A 20227-nucleotide genomic window follows, 5' to 3' on the forward strand; every position below is an offset into this window, starting at 1 on the left:
AGATCGGTCTGGACCGCGGCATCGGCGGGCCGCTGCTCTCGGCCTCGAGCTACTTCATGAAGTCCCCGCCGGAGCAGTTCAACGACGACCTCGCCCGCGAGAAGGTCGAGGCCTTCATCCGCGGCGACATCGAGCGCTAACCCGCTTTCCGACCCTCCCTCACTTCCTGCAGGGCTTGGCCCGACGCTCCCTCACCTCACGTGACCAGTTCACACGGGTGGGGGAGCGTCGTGCTTTATGGCGTCCTTCCTGTAGCGCCCAATGGCGTGGCTCGCCTGCGCCAAGGCAAGAAGTTTGAGCACCAGCTGACTATGCAGGTGCATGCCGACGGCGGCCGTCAGGATCAGCTCGTTCGTGTCCTCCGGCGCCGCGGTCGCATTAATGTCCCGGTCGGCGATCGAATCCAGCGCCTTGCTGTAGGCATCCAATAGTTCGGTGGTCACCGGCACGCCGAGGCTCTCCATCTGCGAGACATGCGCGTCCAGTGCCGCTCTGGCGTCGCTGGGCGCGTCCGGCCAGTTTCGCAGGCGTACGACGGCGTCACCTGCACGGGTGGGGATGTCGCCGTGCCCGGTGCTCACCGGGGTAAGCCCCAGTACCGTGCGCTGCACCGCAGCAAGAAGCTCAAGGCGGGGCGCGCCGTCGTCGGCCAGTTTCACCAGCGTTCGGATCTGTTCGATGTTGAGCCCCACCACTGCCCGCAGGGCCTGGATCAGCCTTAGGCGACTGACATGCTGAGGGGAGTACCTTGCCCGCGTGGCGTGAACCGACTCGCCGGCGGGTAGCAGTCCCTCGCGGAGATAGAACTTAATGGTCGCCGCGGAAACCCCGGCACGCTCGCTTAGCTCCTTCAGCTGCACCCTGCCTCCCCGTCCTGCCGGTTGGATAGCAAAACCAGCGCCCACTATCTTGATGTACAAGCGTTGGATAGTGCTCCTATCCTAAGCTATGGAGTCCTGGAACGCACTGCTTGCCAGTCACGTGATCGCCGCGCTTTTTGTGCTTGCGATCGGGCCGCTGCAAATATTCCGGCGGCGCCGCGACCGGATCCACCGCAGCATGGGATACCTCTGGGTTGCTGCCATGTACTACGTCTGTGCCAGCAGCTTCTGGATCGTCACCGAAGGACACTTCACCTGGCTGCACGGGCTGTCCGCCTTCACTCTGGTAACGGTCACCCTGGGACTGGTCAGCGCCATCCGTGGCAACATCCCTGCCCACCTCGGGAACATGGTGGGCAGCTACGTGGGCATTGCCGTGGCGTTTGTCTTCGCCGTCGCAGTGCCGGGCCGGGCCATTCCCCGTCTCCTGGCCGATGACGCGCCCACCGCCCTTTACGTTGCCGGAGTCGTTGTCCTCAGCGTCGCCGTCATCTTCGCCTCCCTGAAGCTCGGCGGCCGGTCTGGTTCTCCGGCAAGGAAGCGGGGGAACCCAACGGGGCCGGCGGCCGGTTCAAACACAACTGAGCCCGGCAGGGACGCTCCCTCAGTTTTGGCCGGCTGACAGGGAAGTCATGGCGGGGTGTCCTACAGCGTTTCGGCTGAGGGTTCCCAGTCCTCTGGGAGTGCAGGGGAGTTCGGCGCGGAGCTTTCTACGTCTATGAACGTGCCCGAGTCGATGGATTCCGTGATTGAGACCATGGTGTCGAGGACGTGGTACGCCAGGTCGCCGCTAGCGCGGTGCGGGACGCCGGCCCTAAGGGACCTGGCCATGTCCAGGACACCCATGCCGCGGCCGTTGGCAGGGCCGGTGGCCGGAACCGTGGTCCAGTCATCGTCCCCGGCTTGCCAGAGACGGATCTCCCCGGTGAATTCGTTAGGATCCGGCAGCGAGATGGTGGCCTCTGTCCCGGTGATCTCCACAAAGCCCACCCGTTCTCGGGGGGATTCGAAGCTGAAGACACTGTGGGAGGATGCCCCGCTGTCGAAGTGTGCCATGGCGGAGACGTGCGTGGGAACGTGGACGGTGAATTCCTCGCCGGCCCTGGGCCCGGACCCGATGACGCGGACTTCCTTGGCTTTGGACCCGACGGCGGCGACTTTCCGGATGGCCCCGAACGTCTGGACCAGGGCGGTGAGGTAGTACGGCCCCATGTCGAACAGCGGGCCGGCGCCGTATTGGAACAGGAACGCCGGGTTTGGATGCCATGATTCGGGCCCCGGCGTCTGGAAGGTGGTCATCGCCGTCAGCGGCGTGCCGATGTCGCCGCGTTCGATGAGCCGCCGTGCGGTCTGCAGCCCGGCACCCAGGAACGTGTCAGGGGCGCAGCCGAGCCGGATGTCCGCAGCGTCGGCAGCCTTCAGCAAGCCAAGCCCTGACTCGCGGTCCAGCGAGAAGGGCTTCTCCGTCCAGACGTGCTTGCCGGCACGGACCGCGGCGGTGGCCACTTCCACGTGGGCGGCCGGGATGGTCAGGTTCACGATGATTTCGACGTCGGGATGGTTCAGTGCCGCTTCAACCCCGCCGAACTCCGGAATGACGTACTCCTTTGCGCGTGCTTGCGCGGCTTCTTCGAACAGATCAGCAATAATGTGGACTTTCAGGTCAGGGAAGACCATGAGGTTGTCCAGGTACTGCTTGCTGATGTTACCGGCGCCGATCACGGCGACGCCGACCGGCCCGCTGCCGGTGCCGACGCCGCTCATGCTCGAGCCCCCGCGTTCGCTGCTGCACTCACTGCTGCCTTCTCCAGAAAGCGGAGGCTTTGCGTGATGCCCTCGAAGATATCCCCGGAGTAGTCGTCGAACTCAATGACACCGACCTCGATGGACTTGGCCGCCGCAATGACGTCCAGGACGGCGATCCTGCCCTGCCCTGCGGGCAGCTGGGCTTTGATGTCGGCAGTCACCGGGCCGTCCTTGATGTGGATGAACTTCACCCGGTCACCGAGGCGCTGGAGGAGAGCTTCGGGGTCCTGGCCTCCGACTGCTGCCCAGTAGATGTCCACCTCTAGGACAACCTCCGCGTCCAGCAGCCCGGCGAAGTACTCGAGTGCGGTCTGGCCCTCGATCATCGACTCCAGTTCCCACTCGTGATTGTGGTACCCCACGCGGATGCCGTACGCGGCGCCCTTCTTCGCCGCGGCATTAAGCTTTTCGGCCGTGGCCTGGATGTCCTCGGCCTTTTGCCAATGCTCTGCCGGCAGGAAGGGGTCAATCACCGTGCTGATGCCCAATTCCTTGGCAGCCGCAAAGATCCCGTCCTGATCTTGACTCATCAGCGGTGCGTGGCCTGAAGGTGCCGACAGACCGTTCTCAGCAAGAGCGGCGCCAAGCTCCTTGGCTGTGGCCACGAAGTCGTAGGGCTCCACTTGGGTGAAGCCGATCCCAGCGACTTTGCGGATAGTGCCCGGAAGGTCGTCCTGCATGGCGTTGCGGAGGGTGAACAGCTGAATTGAATATGACATGCGTTTCCTTGGAAGTTGGCTGTGGTGGGCAGAGACGGGTGATTCCTGGCTCAGCGGTACAGGCGCACGTCGGCGATGCTCCACCAGTTGCCGGCGGTGCCCGTGGAGGAGATACGCAGATAGCGGGCATTTGTGCTTGCCACGTCGATGTTCGTGAGCTGCGCGGTGCCCGTGCCGCTGGCACGGACCGTCCAGTTTGTGCCGTCGGTGGAGGTCTCAAGCTGCCAGTTGCGGGCGTAGTCCCCGAGGTTGCCGCCGGAGTCCACAGCAACACGGCTGAACTTCCTGGCTTGTCCCAGGTCGAGGGTGACGTTCTGGCCTGGTGATTGCGCCTGGCCGCTTGACCAGCGGGTGGAGGCGTCCGCGTCGATGGCGAGCGGTGCGTCGGTCGCCGTGCTGGTGGCGCTCGCCGTCGCGCCGGTGAGGTCTACCGGTGCGAGGTCGTCGTCGAGTGCGTCAGAATCCGGCCACGTGAAGGTGGCCAGTGCACCACCGGGCAGGGTGTACTCGAATGTCCGTGAGCCGACCGATACGGCGAACGAGCGTGGTTCGTCATTTTCGTTGTGCACGACGAGGGCGGTGGAGCCGTCGGGGTTTCGGAATGCGACGTCCATGATCTGGCCATTCCACCCTGCTGTGCCAAAGGAGGTACTGGCGATGCGCACGGCACCGGGCTTCACGAACTTCGACAGGTGACCGATGGTGTAATACTCTGCGTTCGTGCTCACGGTGCCGTCGGGATGTGTTGTGACCAGGCCAGTACAGGTACCGCACCCACCGAGACGAGGCCCGCCGTTTTCGTCGAGGGCAATGTTCCAGTTCACCGCCGTCTTTGACCAGTTGCGGGTGACGCCCATGGTGATGTTGCGGGCGTGCCAGGTGAGCGTGTCGCGGAAGAATTTCGCGGGCGCGTCATCGATCCCGTGCGAACCGGAGCATTCGGTGAACCAGATGTCTTTGTTGGGGAACTGGTTGTGCAGCGCCGTCTGCGCGCTGGGGTCGCCGTAGTAGCAGTGGAAGGCGGTGCCGGCGATCCATTTCGATGCCTTGCTTGACAGCAACTTCGCGGCGTAGTCGGTTTCGGGGTCCTGGCCGACGGGTGTCTTCGCGATGTCATCCGGGTGCGTCGCCCAATTGTGGTCATAGCCGAGTATCTTCGTGCCCGGGCTCTCACGCTTGAGCATGGGCCCGAGGGCTGAGATCACTCTGGCCTCGTCGGCGACGGGCATGTCGGTGCCCGGGTAGCCATCCGGCTTCCGGAACTGTGGTTCGTTCTGCACGGTGAGATAGTCGATCGGCACACCCGCGGCCGTGTATGCCCTCACGAATGTGGTGAGGTAATTGGCGTAAGCATCCGCGTAGGCCTGGCCGGCCTTGAGACTGCCGCCGTTGAGGGACTCGCCGGTCTTCATCCAGGCCGGGGGACTCCATGGCGTGGCGACGATCTTGAGCGCGGGGTTGAGTTCTTTCGCCTGGCGCAACAGGGGCAGGATCTGCGCCTCGTCGTGTTCGATGCTGAACTTCTGCATCGGGAAGTCTGTTTCGCCCAGAGGCACGTCGTCGTAGGTGTAATGCTCGGCTGCCGCAGTGAAGTCGGAGGAGCCCATGGGCTGGCGCAGGAAACTGACGCCGATCCCAGTTTCTGGGTCGAACAGCTTGCGCATGGTCGCGTCCCGCTCGGCCGGGCTGAGGGCGGAGAGCACGGCGGCCGAGGAGTCTGTAATGGAGGCACCGAAGCCGTCCATGGTCTGGTAGGTCGTTTCCGGATCGATCACGATTGTCGGATGCGACGAGGCAGCGGCTCCGAACGCTACCGGCGCCTGCTCGGCGAGAAGCTGCGACTGGTCCACTGTCGTGAGCCACACGCGCGCCTGCGGCGACTCCTCCTTCGCCATGGCGGGGCTGCCGGCGGATGACGCTGCCAGGATCGCCGTAGCGGCGACGGCCGCCACGGAGCGACTTCGAAATTTCGCCAGGGCGGTGGCGTACCGTCGGGAGGTTCGGCTGCAAGATTCAGCGGGGATGGTCATAAGTTGCTTCCTTAGATGGGGTGCGGTGGACTGCTTATTTGATCCCGGTTGCGGCTACGCCCTGGATGAAGAACCGTTGCAGGCAGATGAACAGGGCCACGATGGGGGCGATGACCAGCACGGCACCTGCCAGCAGCAGGCCGTAGTCTGTTGCCGTCTCCCCGGTTGAGAACAGGGAAAGCGCGACGGGCAGCGTGTATTTGTCCTCGCTTTGGGCGGCCACGAGTGGCCAGAGGAAGCTGTTCCAGGAACCGAGGAAGGTCAGGATCCCGAGCGTTGCCAGCGGGGGCCCGCACAAGGGCATGACGATCCGCATGAAGGTTCGCAGTTCGCCTGCACCATCGATTCTGGCTGCTTCGATGAGGGAGTCCGGAATGCCCATCATGAATTGCCTCATCAGGAAGACGCCCAGGGGGGAGACCAGGAAGGGCAGGATCAGCGCCGGGTAGGTATTGACCAGGCCCAGCTTGCTGACCATGACAAACAGGGGCACGAACGTCACCACGCCGGGAACCATGAGGGTCACCATGACCAGCAGGAACAGGACCTTCTTTCCGGCGAAGTCCATCTTCGCCAGCGCATAGCCGACCATGGAACAGAACAGCAGGTTCCCCAGGACTGTGACGATGGCAACGATGAGGCTGTTCATGAAGAAGCGGTCGATGTGCAGTTCGGTGAACCAGCGCAGGTAGTTATCCAGGGTGGGGTCCTGCGGCCACCAGGTGACCGGCCGGCGCAGGAGCTCCCCCTGGGTTTTGAAGGATCCCAGCAGCATCCAGACAAAGGGCAGAATTGTCGCGGCTCCGGCCACTATCAGCGCGCCATACACCCAGCCTTGTTTTCCGAACCTTGTGGAGGGTTTTCCGCGGTGTGTGACAGTACTTTGGGCGGTAGCGCTAGGCGGCGCTGCGGGAGCGGTTTTTGTATCGGTCATTGCTTCTCGCTTCAGTCTTTGGAGCGGAGGGAACGGAATTGGATCAGGCTCAGCAGCGCGATGACCACGAACAGCACGTAGCTGGCGGCCGAGGCCAGGCCATACTTTCCGTATCCGAACTGGTTGAAGGTGAAGTAGCTGACTGAGAGGGTGGAGTCCAGGGGTCCGCCCTTGGTCATCACGAATGGTTCTTCGAAGAACTGAAGAAAACCCACGGAAAGCAGGACCGCGCCCAGCAGCAGGGTGGGGCGGAGGATGGGCAGGGTGACCCGGACGAACCTTTGCCAGGCGTTCGCGCCGTCAACCTGGGCCGCTTCCAGGATCTCGGTCGGGACGTTCTGCAGTCCGGCCAGGAAGATGATCATCAGGGTGCCCATGTTGCGCCAGACAGCCATCAGGATCATGGCGGGCATCGACCATTCGGTGCTGTTCAGCCAGTCCGGTCCGGCGATACCGACCCAGCCCAGGATGAGGTTCAGCAGGCCGTCCGGTTGCAGGATGAACCTCCATACGACGGCGACGGCGACGATGCTGGTCACCACGGGTGTGTAGAAGCCGACCCTGAAGGCGCTTCGGAACCGGGTGATGCCATTGTTCAGCGCTACTGCCAGAGCCAGGCCGACGGCCATCGTCAACGGGATCCCGACGACGACGAAATACGCCGTGTTGAGCATTGAGCGAAGGAACTGCGGGTTGGCGAAGAGCTCGGCGAACTGGTCCAGGCCGACAAATCCTACGGCGAGCGGATTGCGGACATCCTTGCTGGTGAAGTCGGTGAACGACATCACGAACGAAGAAATCAGCGGGACCAGCATGAAGAAGCCGAAAATGAGGACGAACGGCAAGGCGAACAGCCAGGCAACGAGCGATTGGCGACGGCGTTTGGCAGCCGGGCCGCGACGGTCGGGGGCACTGGGCGGGCGGACAGCCATATGGCTGTCTGCCCGTCTTGTTTCAGTGGTGACCATGATTACTTGCCGGTCCCGATTTTGTCCGCGGTCGCCTGCAACTCTTTCATCGCTGCTGCGGGGTCCTTGCCGGCCTTGACGATCTTTTCCAGTTGACTGCCCGCTTCGCCGGCGACCTCAATCCAGGTGGGGATCGTGGGCGGGAAGTTGGTGTCCTGCAATTGCTCACCGAACACTGCGAGTTTCTTGTCACTGGCCAGTACGGGGTCCTTCCAGGTGGACTCAACTGCGGGCAGGCTTCCCGAGACCTTGTACCATTTGGCCTGCACCTCGGGCTTGGAAAACCACTGCGCCAGCTTCCAGGCGCCGTCCCGGTTTTTCGCGTCCTTGAAAACCGTCAGGTTCGATCCGCCGATGAAGGACGTTCCGGTGACCTTCGTGGGAATCTTCGCCACCATGTACTCGTCCTCGAAACCGGGGCCGCCGGCCTTGTTGAGTTGCCCTAGAAGGCCCGGACCGCCGATCAGCACCGGAGCGGTGCCGTTCACAAAGGCCGCTTCACCGGCGCCGGCCCCGGTCGCGGGGTTCTTGTTGGCCAGCCCGTCAGCGAAGAAGCTCTGGTAGTACTTCAGCGCTTCGACGATTTCAGGGGTGTCGAAGGTCCACTTGGAGTTGTCTTTGGTGATGAATTCAGCTCCATTGGACCAAAGGAAGGGAAGCATGCCTTGGAAGTCCACAACCGGCAGCTGGAAGGGGTATTCCACGCCCGGTTGGGCTTTCAGGGCTTTGGCCATGTCCCTCAGGCCCTCCCAGGTTGTGGGGAATTCGGCGTGACCTGCCTGCTTCGCCAAGTCCTTGCGGAAAAAGAAAACTCGGGTGTCGACATACCACGGGACACCCACGGCGGTACCGGCGACCTCTGTCGATTTCACCGAGCTCGGCAGGAACCCGGACGTGTCGATCTCGGCCGGCTTCGGATCGAAGGCGTCACCGAAGTCAGTCATCATCGTCGTGCCCATCTGGGCGATATCCGGTGTGGTGCCCCCGGCAATGGCTGCCTGGTACTTGTTGGGCGCGGCCTCCCACGGGATGGCCGTGACATTGACCTTCACCCCAGGATTCTCAGCCTCAAAATCCTTCACGAACTCTGGAAGCAAGGCCGCTTCTCCGCCCTGGGCCCAGAGATTGATCGTTCCCGTGGCGGCTCCGCCCGCGATCGCCTTACCGGTCTCCGTGCCGCTGGAAGCCGCATTGTCGCGTCCGCAGCCGGTCAGCAGCAGCCCGGCAGCAAGCCCAAGCGCCGCGATCTTCCTGAAACGGACACGTGTGTCCATAGGGGTTTGGATCATCTTTGTTCCCTTCGGTCAGACGCCCCGGGCGCCGATTATCGAGACAAGCTCGCTGATATATGCGCTTAGATAGAGGGGTAAAGAATTCTCAATGCGCTTAGATCGGATGGCTTAATCTAAGCGCATTACTGTGACATTGGCAACAGTTTGTGCCGATGAAGTGTGTAGGTTCCGTCTAGGGCCGGTCGGGGCGGCAACCGCAGCTTTCGCGCACCACAAGCTGCACCGGCAGCTGTTTCGTCACAGGGGCGGCGACGGGGTTGATGATGGCCTCGACGAGGATTTCCACTGCAGTGCGCCCCATCAGTTCCATCGGCTGGCGAACCGAGGTCAGCGTGGGACGGACCAGGCGGCCCGCGACTACGCCGTCGAACCCGGTGATAGCTACCTGGCCCGGGATCGGGATCCCGGCGGCCTTGAGTGTCTCCATGACCACCAAGGCTTCCTCGTCATTGGCGCAGACGAAGCAGTCCGGGAGGGTACCGGCGTCCAGGAGATCTGCGATCAGGGCGGCAGTCACAGCGCTGGCGCCCGGCCGGCTTTCCAAAGCGGGAAGAACTTCCAGTCCATGAGCGGACAGGGCCGCGGCGAAGGCGTTGTACCTGGCTTCCGTCTCGACGTTCGGGATGCTGACAAACATCAACTTCCGGAACCCGTGAAAGCCGATCAAGTGCTCCATGAGTTGCTGCATACCGGACGCGTTATCCACCGTCACGTGGTGGAGCCTGTCTTCCCCAGCGGGATCAGAGAGTTCAAGAACGGGAATGCGGGCAGAGATGCGCCGCGTTACTTCTGCAGGAATCGTGCGCGGAAAAATGATCAGGCCGTCGACACGGCCGGCAATATCAGTCACGGCCCTTTCGCTGCTGGCTTTGTTTCCCCCGCCGATCATCAGCGCATAGCCCCGGCTGAAGCTCTCCAGCTCGACACCCCGCTGAACCTCGTCAACCCAAACGGGGAACAGCCGGCAATCGTCATTGGGCGCCACGACGGCGGCGGCGCGGTCCTTCTTCGTGCCCTCGGCGTCAGGCAGAAAATTCAGGAAGTCGAACGAAAAGAGCCCAAGGGCGCCGGTCCGGCCCTTGGCAAGGCCGCGCGCGCTGGCGCTGGGCACGTATCCGAGCGCGCGCGCAGCATCCAGGACTGAGTTCCTCGTCGATTCCTTGACGCGGTGAGGCTGACTGAACGCAAAGGAGACCGTCGCGATAGAAACCCCTGCCCGCTCCGCAACGTCATAAACCGTCGGACTCTTGACCACTGCGATCACTCCCCTCCATGAAAGCTTATGCGCTTAACAATAGGAGGTGAAAGGCGGAGTATCAGAAGAGGCCCACCGGGTTGCCGTCGTCGCCCACGTCCATCCGCATGGCGGCCGGAACGGCCGGCAGGCCCGGCATGGTCATCACGGCACCGGTCAGGGCCACAATGAAGCCGGCGCCGGTCTTGGGAATGAGGTCGCGCACGTGGATGGTGAAGCCCTTCGGCGCGCCCAGCCGGGAGGCATCGTCCGTGAAGGAGTACTGGGTCTTGGCCATGCAGACCGGCAGCCCCGCCCAGCCGTTCTTCTCAATGTCCGCAAGCCGCCTCAGCGCCGGCACGGAGAAGTCCACGCCGTCCGCGCCGTAGATTTCCTGCGCAATCGTCCGGATCTTGTCCTCCACAGACAGCTCCAGCGGATACAGGTGCCGGAACGAGCCGGGCCCGGCCACCGCTGCCGCAACCTTGGCCGCCAGATCATCGCCGCCGTCGCCCCCGCCGCCGCGCCCCCACACATCCGCCACCGCCGCCTGGATGCCTTCGCCGGCGCACCAGTCGAGGAGCCAGTCGAGCTCCTCCTGCGTGTCAGTGGCGAACTTGTTGATCGCCACCACGGGGGTGACGCCGAACTTCTCAACATTCCGGACGTGCCGGCGCAGGTTGGCCACGCCGGCTGCCAGGGCCTCCACGTTCGGCTCCTTGAGCTGGTCCTTGGCAATCCCGCCGTGCATCTTGAGGGCCCGCACCGTGGCCACCACCACCACGGCGGAGGGCGACACGTCCGCTACCCGGGCCTTGATATCCATAAACTTCTCCGCACCCAGATCCGCGCCGAAACCCGCCTCCGTCACCACAATGTCAGCAAGCCTGCGCGCGGTCTGCGTAGCTATGAGCGAATTGCAGCCGTGCGCGATATTGGCGAACGGGCCACCATGGACCAGCGCCGGAGTCCCCGCGATGGTCTGCACCAGGTTGGGCCTGATGGCGTCCTTCAGCAGCAGGGTCAGTGCCCCCTGTACCCCCAGGTCCGCCACTGTGACAGGGCTTCGGTCGTAGGTGTACCCGAAGGTGATGCGGCCCAGCCGATCGCGCAGATCTGCCACGTCCGCGGCGAGGCAGAACACCGCCATGATCTCCGAAGCCACGGTGATGTCGAAGCCGTCCTGGCGCGGGATGCCCTGGGTGGGGCCGCCAAGCCCGATCACCACTTCCCGGAGGGCACGGTCATTCATGTCCAGCACCCGCTTGAACGTCATGCGGCGAGGGTCGATGTTCAGCTCGTTGCCCTGGTAGATATGGTTGTCCACGAGCGCCATCAGCGCGTTATTGGCGGACGTGACGGCGTGGAAATCGCCGGTGAAGTGCAGGTTGATCTCGTCCATGGGCATCACCTGGGAGTATCCGCCGCCCGTGGCCCCGCCCTTCATGCCCAGGATCGGGCCGAGCGACGGCTCCCGCAACGCGATCATCACCTTGTGGCCTGCCTTGGCCAGGGAATCGGCCAGCCCTACCGTCGTGGTGGATTTTCCTTCGCCCGCCGGCGTGGGCGACATCGCCGAGACCAGAACCACTTTCCCCGATGGTGCCCCGGCGGAGAGCTTCGCCGGATCGATCTTCGCCTTGTGGCGGCCGTAGAGTTCCACTGCCCCGGCATCGATGCCGGCGGCGGCAGCAATCTCCTCGATGGGCCGCAGAACGGCGTTACGGGCTATCTCGAGGTCGCTCAAGGTTCTGTCAGACATCGTCGTCCTTCATCGTTGGGGCCAAACCGGGGCGTACCGGCTGCGCTCAGCCGGTGAGCCGCGGGGCATAGCCGGCAGGCACCGTGCGGCCGGCCGAAAATTCTTCGGCTGCGGCATGGTAGCTTTCCAGCGTAATGGTCGCCGTGCGCTGCCAGCCGGAGCTCTGCGCATGGACGGACGCTGCGCGGCCCATGTCCTCCCTCGTGGCGGGATCGTCGTAGAGGGCCTCGAGGGCATCGGCCCAGTCGGGGGCACGGTGGCCGTCCACGAGCAGCCCTGTGCGGCTGTCAAAGACGGCGCGGGAGAGGCCGCCCACCCTGGTGGCCACCACCGGCGTGCCGCAGGCCTGGGCCTCCAAGGCCACAAGACCGAAGGATTCGCTGTACGAGGGCATCACCACAACGTCCGCCGCGCGGAACCATGCCGCAAGCTCGGCCGGGGCAACCGGCGGATGGTGCGTGACGACGTCGTCCAATCCGGCGGCGGTGACCAGCGACTTCAGGTTGAAGTCTTTGGCGCCGCTCAGTGCGCCCAGAATGGTCAGCTTCAGGTCGATGTCCGGACGGCGCTCGCGGAGCAGCGCGGCCGCCTTCACCAGGATCTGCGGACCCTTGAGACGCTGGATCCGGCCGGCAAACACCAGATGGAACATGCCGGGCCGGATGCCCCGCTCGGAGCGCGCGCGGCTGCGGAAGGCGGGCGTGAACACCGAGAGGTCGACGCCTGGGGGAGCGACGTCGATGTGGTCGAAGTCCGCGTTGTAGTGGGACACGAGTTCGGCGGCTTCCGCGGTGGTGTTGGCGATGAGCCTTGTCGCCCCGTCCACGATGTGGTGCTCGCCCACTTCGCGCCGGCGCGGCTCGGGCTTTTCGCCGGACTGCAGCAGGAGGTTCTTGACCTTGGCCATGGTGTGCATGGTGTGCACCAGCGGCACATTCCACAGCCCGGAAAGTTCCAGGCCGGCCACCCCGGACACCCAGTAGTGGGAATGAATGATGTCGTAGCGGCCGTGGGGCTGGCGCTCGCGGATCCGCTCGATTTCGGCGACCATGCTGTGGAGCAGTTCCGGCAGTTCCTCCTTGGGCAGCTTCCGCTGTGGACCGGCGAAGACGTTGTGGACGCAGACTCCGGGGTCCGGATGTTCGACGGCGGGCTGCCGGGCGTCCGTGGACCGGGTGAAGATCTCCACTTCCACGCCGATTTCGGCGAGGGCGGAGGCCAGGCCCCGGATGTAGACGTTCATGCCGCCGGCATCACCGGCACCGGGCTGCTCCATCGGAGAGGTGTGCAGGGACAGGAAGGCCACCCGCTTGATCAGGGTCATGGCTCTCCTCTCGGTCTACGGGAACGCATCCTTCCCGGTGCCACAGCGGCGCCCAACCGGGAACTGCATCCGGTAAAACACTACTCCTCAAGGTCGAGCTGCATCTGCTGAAACGGGAGCCCTGGGGCGGCGGGGCTCCGAGCGAAGCCCCGCCGCCACAGCTCATGCGCCCAGGTGGCCTCGCACGGCAGCCTGCACGGCGTCGCGCATAGGAGTGGAGGGCCGGCCGATGAGCCGGCTGAGGTCCCCGCTGGTCACGAGCAGGTCGCCCCGGGCAATGCCGAGGTCGCTGTCCGCCAGAATGGCCGCGTAGTTTTCCGGCAGGCCGGCGTCCACCAGCACCTGCGTGTACTGCTCCGCAGGCAGGTCCTGGTACTTCACCGGCCGGCCGGCGGCCGCGCTGACTTCGCCGGCCAGCTCACTCAGGGTGAATGCCACGTCGCCCCCGAGTTCGTAGACCTTTCCTTCCTGGCCCTCGCTGAGCAGCACGGCCGCGGCGGCCTGGGCGTAATCAGCCCGGGCAGCGGCACTCACACGACCGTCTCGGGCGCTGCCGAGCACGGCTCCATGCTGGAGCTGAACGGAGACCTGATCCGTGTAATTCTCCAGATACCAGCCGTTGCGGAGCAAAACGAAGGGGACTCCGGAATCGCGGAGCGCCTCTTCCGTGGCCTGATGTTCCGCGGCCAGCTGCATCGCGGTGCTGTCGGCGTTGGCGACGCTGGTGTAGGCGATCAGGCTGACGCCGGCCTCTTTCGCCGCGCCGATCGCATTCCGGTGCTGGGGGAGACGCTGGCCAACTTCACTCCCGGATACCAGCAGTACCTTCTCGGCGCCCGTAAAGGCCTCGCGGAGGGAACCGGCGTCGTCATAGTCGATCCGGCGGACCTGGACGCCGCGCTCGGCGAGATCGGCGATCTTGCTGAGATCACGGCCGCCAGCGACGATCTGCCCGGCGGGGACATTGCGGCTAAGGAGTGCTTCGACGACGAGTCGGCCGAGCTGGCCGGTGGCGCCGGTGATGACGAGGGTCATGGTGGTCCTTTCACGGTGGATGACTGTCACCTGTGCCAACCAGACCAGGTGCCGCTTACTTCCCAAAAGAGAGTACGCACTTTAAGGTAAGGTACTGATATGAAAGTAAGTACCCAGGAGAAGGCGCCTGTTTTTCCGTTCGCGGACGGGATTTTTCCTGCGGGATGTCCCAGCAGAACCGTCCTCGACCACGTCACCAGCAAGTGGGGTGTCCTGATCCTGGTGGCGCTGTCCGAGGGGCCGCAGCGGTGGAGCGAACTGCGCCGGCGCGCTGAAGGGATCAGTGAGAAAATGCTGGCCCAGACCTTGAAGACCCTCGAAGCCGATGGATTTGTCCGCCGCGACGCACAGCCGATCATTCCTCCGCGGGTCGATTACAGCCTGACCGGCAGCGGGCAGGAGCTTGCCGCGCTGCTGCTGCCGCTGGTCTCCTGGATCGCGGGGCACGCTGATTCCATTGTCGGGCGGTCCGGGAAAGCAGCAGGCGCAGGGGGTTAGGCGGACCCCTGCCACAGCCTCGCCAGGTCCGGGAATGCTTCCTCGTAGCCGGCCAGCAGCCGGCCGGCGAGCTGCTCGGACCCCACCAGCGGGTGTTTCGCGAAGGCCTCCAGTGCGGCTTGCCGGTCGCCATGGCTCGCCGCCCGGACGGACAGGAGCTCCACACGCTTCACCCGCTGCATGAGCTCCAGCTGCGGCCCGGCCGGCAGGTCCTGGGGGATTGGTTCCGCCCCCGCGGCGGTCACCGTGCAGGGAACTTCGACGACGGCCTCCGCCGGCAGCCCGGGAATCGCCGGCGCAGTAGGAGCCGGCCCAGTAGCAGCCTGCCCGCTAACGGCCGTGTTCCGCGTGTTGAGGATGAGTTGGGTGCCGCCCGACCCCGCGTAGGGATCCGGTGCCTGACCTGTGAGACCCCGCATCACGGCCAGGGCCACCTGTTCGTAGCCGCCGCCGGCAAGGTCCTCCGCGTCGCGTGCCTCGTCAGCACTGCGGGCTTCGGCCAGGTAGCCCTCCTCGCGGTACCGGCGAACGGTGTCCCACAGCTCAAACGCCTCTGCCCCGGCTGCGGCCAGCCTGGGGTACAGCTCCGCTTGCTGGCCGTGGATCGACTCCCCGCGCGTGACATCCATGGCCCGCATGGCCGAGGCTGCCCGGGCGGTCTCGTAGTAGTAGAACAGGTATTCGTTGGGCAGGACCCCGCGTTCCTGCAGGAAGGGCTGGGGGAACAGCCGGCCTTCCTCAAACCCTGCCAGCGCGCCGGCATCCGCGAGCAGGTCCGGAAGCAGATCCCGCCCGCCGGACTCCAGCCGGTACAGCCAGCCGAGGTGGTTCAGCCCGTAGTAGCCCACGCCGTCGAGCCTTCCGGGCGGCAGCGGCGCACCGACCGCGCGGGCGGCGCGGTGGACGAGGGCGCTGGCGGAGTCGCATATACCGATGACCTTCCGTCCCAGCACGGGCAGCAGCGCCTCGGTGACCATGCCTGCCGGGTTCGTGAAGTTGACCAGCCACGCATCGGGACAGTGCGTCCGCATCGATTCCGCGAGCTCCAGCATGGCGGGGATGGAGCGCAGCGCGTACGAGATGCCGCCAGCTCCGGTGGTTTCCTGGCCGAGCAGCCCCAGGTCCTGGGCGACGCGTTCGTCGGCTATGCGCCCCGCCGTCCCGCCCGGCCTGATGGCCGCGAATACCACCTCGGTGCCGGTGAGGGCCTCGCGGAGCGACGTGGTGGCGGTGACAGCGGGGGGATGCCCGACGGCGGCGCTGCCGTCCGCCGCGGAGCGATGTGAGCCCGCCGTGGGCATGGAGCGCAGCACCGCGGTGATGGCCGCGAGGCGGCCGGGGTCGACGTCGAACAGCACCAGTTCCCGGACCAGCCCGGCGTAAGGGCCGGAGCATAGCGCACGGTACACGAGGGGAACCCGGAATCCGCCGCCGCCGGCGATCATGAGCCGCATGGAATGGAGTCTATGCGCAGCCACGGGCAACGCAATTCGGCCACCCCCGGAATCCGAGAGTGTGGCAGCCGGTTCCGGCCCTCCCCGTACCCCCGGATTTCGGGGTTCCAACCCCGGAGCACACGGCGTAGTGTGCCGAACATGGATGCGATTCCCGCAGGCCGCTTCGATCCGCTCGCCGCCGTCCGATCACCCTCGGACGGTCGCTTTGACCTGCTGCTGGCCGGCACCGTGTTCCAGGACATCATTTTCACGGGGCTGCCGCACGCGCCGCAGCCGGGGACCGAAATCTGGAGCGAGGGAATGGGAAGCTGCCCCGGCGGCGTGGCGAACCAGGCCATCGCAGCGGCCCGGCTGGGCCTGCGGACCGGGCTCGCGGCCGCCTTCGGCGACGACGGCTACGGGGACTACAACTGGAAGATCCTCGCCGGGCAGGAGCATGTCGACCTGTCGCTGTCCCGGCGCGTTGCCGGCTGGCACTCCCCGGTGACGGTTTCCCTCAGCGTGGACCATGACCGCTCCATGGTGACGCACGGCCACCCTGCTCCCGTGACGCCGTCCGAGCTGATCGGGCAGCAGCCGCCACCCGCGCTGGCGGCCGTGGCGGACCTGGGCCACGAAATGGAACCGTGGGCGCTCGCGGCCCGCTCCGAGGGCGTGAAGCTCTTCGGCGATGTGGGCTGGGATCCCAGCGGCGAGTGGTCGCAGGCGCGCCTGGAAAACCTGCAGTACTTCCACGCCTTCATGCCCAACCAGCGAGAGGCCATGGCCTTCACCGGCAAGGAGAATCCCTGGGCCGCGCTGTATTCACTGGCGGACCGTGTGCCCGTGGCCGTGGTGACGCTCGGGCAGCAGGGAGCCATGGCTGTGGACTCGGAGAGCGGCGAGGAGGAATGGGTGCCGTCACTGCCGGTGACCGCGTATGACCCCACCGGTGCGGGGGACTGCTTTGGCGCGGCGTTCGTCGTCGGCTGCCTGGCGGGGTGGCCGCTGGGGGACCGGCTGCGTTTCGCCAACCTGTGCGCCGCGCTCGCCGTGCAGGAGGTGGGCGGCTCGCTCGCCGCGCCGGGCTGGGGTGACATCGCCGACTGGTGGAAACGTGCGAACGCCCGGCCGGAACGCCGCGGCAGCCAGTGGCTCCGCCGCTATGCCTTCCTGTCCGACATCGTCCGGGATGTGCCCCCGGAAGCCCAACGGCGGGCGGCAGCCACGATCGCGCACCTGTCCGACGCCTAGCCCCGCCGCCCAGGGCAGGAATTATCCGGCCCCGGACGCCAGCACTAGAATCACTAGAGTGAATTACCCCGCAGCAACAGGAGACCTCCCCCCGGCAGCAGGGCCGGTGCCGCCGCTCTCCCAGGAGCGGTCCTCCCAGGAACGGTCCGCCATCGTGGATCTGGAGGCCATCCGGCACAACGTCCGGAGGCTGGCCGCTGCCGCGTCCCCTGCGAACGTCATGGCTGTGGTCAAGGCCGACGCGTACGGCCACGGTGCCGTACCGGTGGCCCGGGCCGCCCTTGAAGCGGGAGCCCGCTGGCTGGGCGTTGCCCACATCTCCGAGGCGCTCGCCCTCCGCGCGGCCGGCATCGACGCGCCGCTGCTTGCCTGGCTGCACACGCCGGAAAGCAACTTCGGCGCTGCCGTGGCCGCCGGCGTCGACATTGGGTGCTCGGGCTGGGAGCTGGACCGGATCGTTGCCGCCGCCCGGGAGCAGGAGCGCCCGGCGCGCGTCCACCTGAAAGTGGACACCGGCCTTGGCCGGAACGGCGCCCCCGTGGAGGTGTGGGACCGCCTCGTGGGCGAAGCCGTGGAATACCAGGACCAGGGCCTGCTGCGCGTGGTGGGCATCTTCTCGCACCTCGCCGTGGCCGATGAACCCGAGCGGCCGGAAACCGACGACCAGCTTGCGGCCTTCCGCGAGGTACTCGCCATCGCCGAGGACGCCGGAGTGGACCCGGAAGTCCGGCACCTGGCGAACACCCCGGCCACGCTGTCCCGGCCGGACACGCACTTTGACCTCGTCCGTGTGGGCCTGGGCATCTACGGACTCTCACCCTTCGAGGGGCAGACGTCCGCCGAACTGGGGCTCCGCCCGGCCATGACCTTGCGCACTGTGGTGTCCCACTGCAAGGACGTCCCCGCTGGCCAGGGCGTTTCTTATGGCTTCAACTACCACACCTCCGGTGCCAGCACGCTGGGACTCATCCCCCTCGGCTATGCGGACGGCGTGCCCCGCGTGGCGACCGGCGGCCCGGTGCGCGTGGAGGGCGTGACCTACCCGGTGGTGGGCAGGATTGCCATGGACCAGATGGTGATCGACCTCGGTCCGCGGCACGTCTCCGCTGGCGGGCACAGTGTCCTTGGAGCCGAGGCACAGCTTTTTGGCGACGGTGCTGACGGCGGCCCCACCGCCGACGACTGGGCACGCGCCGCGGGCACCATCAACTACGAGATCGTCACCCGGATCAGTCCCCGCGTGCCCCGCACGTTCATCAACGAAACGCCGGCGCTGTGAGCGTGCCGGCAGCCTCTGACCCGCCTCGCTGGGTCCGGAACATGAAAGTTACGACGGCGGAGCAGACCCACGCGCTCGGCGCGGCCCTCGCGGAGGTGCTTCGGGCGGGGGACCTGCTGGTCCTCACCGGCGAGCTGGGCGCCGGGAAGACGACGTTCACCCAGGGCCTTGGCGAAGGGCTGGGCGTGCGGGAGGGCATCATTTCGCCCACATTCGTGCTGGTGAGGATCCATCCCAACCTTCCCGACGGTCCGAATCCCGGTGGTCCCGACCTGGTCCATGTGGACGCCTACCGGCTGGGATCGGCGTCGGAAATTGATGACATCGACCTCGAAAACACGCTGGACTCATCTGTGACCGTGGTGGAGTGGGGGCGCGACCGGGTGGAGCACCTGAGCGACAGCCGCCTTGAGGTGGAACTTCACCGTTCAACCGGAAACGGGGCAGTCGGGGCGCCGGAGACGGACGGCGTTTTGGACTTCGACGCCGAGGACGACGACGAGCCCCGCACCATCATCATCCGCGGCTTCGGCCCCCGCTGGGCCGACCAGCCGGTCCTGAACCTGGCATCCGAAGGGATCTCCTGATGCTCATCCTTGCGATCGATACCTCCGCCGTGGCGAGTGCCGCACTGGTTTCCGACGATGCACTCGAAGGAGTGGTGGGCAGCTTTTCCACCGAAGACACGCGCAGCCATGCCGAGGTGCTCGCCCCGGGCATCGAGAAACTGCTGGCCGAGGCCGACGTCACGGGCGCGGACATCGACGCCATCGTCGTCGGCGTCGGGCCTGGTCCCTTCACCGGGCTCCGCTCAGGGATCGCCACCGCCAGGACCCTTGCCTTTGCCTGGGGCAAGCCGCTGCACGGGCTGATGAGCCTGGACGCCGTTGCCCTGGAAGTGGCCGAGTCCACCGACGCCCCGGGGGAGTTCCTGGTGGCCACCGACGCCCGGCGCAAAGAGGTGTACTGGGCACGGTACACGCTGCAGGAGGGGCAGCTCCCCAGGCTTGTGGACGGACCGCACGTGGGCTTCGCCTCGGACCTTCCCGACCTCCCTGCCTACGGGGCCGGTGCCGGCCTCTACGCCGACGTCCTGCGGGCGGACCCGGATTTCAGCGCGGAGCAGCCGGATGCGCTGTACCTGGGGCAGTTCGCCCTGGTGCGCCTGGCGGGAGGGGAGGAACTCCCTGACTCCACGCCCCTCTACCTCCGTGAATCCGATGCACAGGTACCCGGCCCGCGGAAGCGTGCCCTGTGAGCGGCCAGTCCGGACAGGAGCCGCTGATCGGCCCGGGCATATCGATGCGGGACATGGTGCCCGCCGATATTCCGGCAGTCCATGCGCTGGAGGTGCGGCTCTTTCCCGTGGACGCGTGGCCGCTGGAGATGTTCGTGAACGAGCTGTCCCAGCCCGAGACCCGACGCTACCTGGTGGCAGAGGCAGCGGACGGCATCGTCGGCTACGCCGGCCTGATGTGCATCGAGCCGATCGCGGACGTCCAGACCATCGCCGTCGTCCCGGAATACGAAGGCAGGGGTATCGGAACCGCCCTGCTCACGGAACTCATCAGCGAGGGCCGGCGGCGCGGCGCAGCGGACGTGCTGCTTGAGGTGCGGGCCGACAACCCCCGTGCGCAGCAGCTTTACCGGCGGTTCGGATTTGAGCAGATCCACGTCCGGCGGAGGTACTACCGCGACGGCGTCGACGCCCTGATCATGAGGCTCGAGCTGGCCGATGTCCTCGCCGTGCACCAGGACATCGTGCACCAGGACAC

General features: G+C 65.9%; 18 protein-coding genes and 2 pseudogenes. 8 read left to right on the plus strand and 12 right to left on the minus strand.

Features of this window, described 5'->3' with window-relative positions:
* Positions 1-140, plus strand: a pseudogene (locus AC5RUM_RS10470) (inositol-3-phosphate synthase); the annotation flags it as partial.
* 69 nt (positions 141-209) lie between these two features.
* Here the strand turns inward: AC5RUM_RS10470 and AC5RUM_RS10475 are convergent.
* Positions 210-860 (minus strand): MerR family transcriptional regulator, encoded by a 651-nt coding sequence (locus AC5RUM_RS10475; protein ID WP_494034870.1) that lies wholly within the window; start codon positions 858-860, stop codon positions 210-212.
* Between the two features lie 88 nt (positions 861-948).
* Here AC5RUM_RS10475 and AC5RUM_RS10480 point away from each other — a divergent pair, with 88 nt between their 5' ends.
* Complete coding sequence (locus AC5RUM_RS10480) at positions 949-1503, plus strand: DUF2306 domain-containing protein (RefSeq protein WP_494034871.1); 555 nt, start codon at positions 949-951, stop codon at positions 1501-1503.
* Between the two features lie 23 nt (positions 1504-1526).
* Here the strand turns inward: AC5RUM_RS10480 and AC5RUM_RS10485 are convergent, their stop codons facing one another.
* The 10 genes from AC5RUM_RS10485 to AC5RUM_RS10530 all read right to left on the minus strand — a co-directional run bounded on the left by AC5RUM_RS10485 (position 1527) and on the right by AC5RUM_RS10530 (position 13985).
* Positions 1527-2645, minus strand: a complete 1119-nt coding sequence (locus AC5RUM_RS10485) for a Gfo/Idh/MocA family protein (protein WP_494034872.1) — start codon at positions 2643-2645, stop codon at positions 1527-1529.
* Entirely contained in the window at positions 2642-3406 is a 765-nt protein-coding gene (locus tag AC5RUM_RS10490) for a sugar phosphate isomerase/epimerase family protein (protein WP_494034873.1), read from the minus strand. Before AC5RUM_RS10490 ends, AC5RUM_RS10485 begins: the two co-directional genes overlap by 4 nt.
* Before the next feature lie 50 nt (positions 3407-3456).
* Positions 3457-5436, minus strand: a complete 1980-nt coding sequence (locus AC5RUM_RS10495) for a discoidin domain-containing protein (protein ID WP_494034874.1) — start codon at positions 5434-5436, stop codon at positions 3457-3459.
* A 34-nt stretch (positions 5437-5470) separates the two neighbouring features.
* Positions 5471-6370, minus strand: a complete 900-nt coding sequence (locus AC5RUM_RS10500) for a carbohydrate ABC transporter permease (RefSeq protein ID WP_494034875.1) — start codon at positions 6368-6370, stop codon at positions 5471-5473.
* 11 nt (positions 6371-6381) lie between these two features.
* The gene (locus AC5RUM_RS10505) at positions 6382-7302 is read right to left on the minus strand and encodes a carbohydrate ABC transporter permease (RefSeq protein ID WP_494035143.1); all 921 of its coding nucleotides are present in this window, start codon (positions 7300-7302) and stop codon (positions 6382-6384) included.
* Positions 7303-7340: 38 nt separating this feature from the next.
* Complete coding sequence (locus tag AC5RUM_RS10510) at positions 7341-8627, minus strand: extracellular solute-binding protein (RefSeq protein WP_494034876.1); 1287 nt, start codon at positions 8625-8627, stop codon at positions 7341-7343.
* 175 nt (positions 8628-8802) lie between these two features.
* On the minus strand, positions 8803-9894 hold the full coding sequence (locus tag AC5RUM_RS10515; RefSeq protein WP_494034877.1) for a LacI family DNA-binding transcriptional regulator: 1092 nt from the start codon (positions 9892-9894) through the stop codon (positions 8803-8805).
* A 52-nt stretch (positions 9895-9946) separates the two neighbouring features.
* The gene (locus tag AC5RUM_RS10520; protein ID WP_494034878.1) at positions 9947-11626 is read right to left on the minus strand and encodes a formate--tetrahydrofolate ligase; all 1680 of its coding nucleotides are present in this window, start codon (positions 11624-11626) and stop codon (positions 9947-9949) included.
* Between the two features lie 46 nt (positions 11627-11672).
* The gene (gene mshA / locus AC5RUM_RS10525) at positions 11673-12950 is read right to left on the minus strand and encodes a D-inositol-3-phosphate glycosyltransferase (RefSeq protein ID WP_494034879.1); all 1278 of its coding nucleotides are present in this window, start codon (positions 12948-12950) and stop codon (positions 11673-11675) included.
* A gap of 162 nt (positions 12951-13112) precedes the next feature.
* On the minus strand, positions 13113-13985 hold the full coding sequence (locus AC5RUM_RS10530; protein ID WP_494034880.1) for an SDR family oxidoreductase: 873 nt from the start codon (positions 13983-13985) through the stop codon (positions 13113-13115).
* Positions 13986-14084: 99 nt separating this feature from the next.
* Here AC5RUM_RS10530 and AC5RUM_RS10535 point away from each other — a divergent pair, with 99 nt between their 5' ends.
* Positions 14085-14483 carry a winged helix-turn-helix transcriptional regulator gene (locus AC5RUM_RS10535; protein ID WP_494034881.1) on the plus strand — a complete coding sequence of 133 codons (399 nt, stop codon included), beginning with the start codon at positions 14085-14087 and terminating at the stop codon, positions 14481-14483.
* On the opposite strand, the gene AC5RUM_RS10540 is transcribed toward AC5RUM_RS10535, so the two are convergent.
* On the minus strand, positions 14480-15937 hold the full coding sequence (locus tag AC5RUM_RS10540) for a family 4 glycosyl hydrolase (protein WP_494034882.1): 1458 nt from the start codon (positions 15935-15937) through the stop codon (positions 14480-14482). The genes AC5RUM_RS10535 and AC5RUM_RS10540 overlap by 4 nt on opposite strands.
* Before the next feature lie 141 nt (positions 15938-16078).
* On the opposite strand from AC5RUM_RS10540, the gene AC5RUM_RS10545 reads away from it, so the two are divergent.
* The 5 genes and pseudogenes from AC5RUM_RS10545 to rimI all read left to right on the plus strand — a co-directional run.
* Positions 16079-17173: a carbohydrate kinase family protein gene (locus AC5RUM_RS10545; RefSeq protein WP_494034883.1), complete on the plus strand. Its 1095-nt coding sequence runs from the start codon at positions 16079-16081 to the stop codon at positions 17171-17173.
* Between the two features lie 58 nt (positions 17174-17231).
* Positions 17232-18452, plus strand: a complete 1221-nt coding sequence (alr, locus tag AC5RUM_RS10550) for an alanine racemase (protein ID WP_494034884.1) — start codon at positions 17232-17234, stop codon at positions 18450-18452.
* A 41-nt stretch (positions 18453-18493) separates the two neighbouring features.
* The gene (gene tsaE / locus AC5RUM_RS10555; protein WP_494034885.1) at positions 18494-19039 is read left to right on the plus strand and encodes a tRNA (adenosine(37)-N6)-threonylcarbamoyltransferase complex ATPase subunit type 1 TsaE; all 546 of its coding nucleotides are present in this window, start codon (positions 18494-18496) and stop codon (positions 19037-19039) included.
* Positions 19039-19710: a tRNA (adenosine(37)-N6)-threonylcarbamoyltransferase complex dimerization subunit type 1 TsaB gene (gene tsaB / locus AC5RUM_RS10560; RefSeq protein WP_400578894.1), complete on the plus strand. Its 672-nt coding sequence runs from the start codon at positions 19039-19041 to the stop codon at positions 19708-19710. Before tsaE ends, tsaB begins: the two co-directional genes overlap by 1 nt.
* A 44-nt stretch (positions 19711-19754) precedes the next feature.
* Positions 19755-20183: pseudogene (rimI, locus tag AC5RUM_RS10565) on the plus strand (ribosomal protein S18-alanine N-acetyltransferase); the annotation flags it as partial.
* Between the last annotated feature and the right edge of the window lie 44 nt (positions 20184-20227).

This window comes from Arthrobacter sp. B2060, from assembly GCF_059090445.1.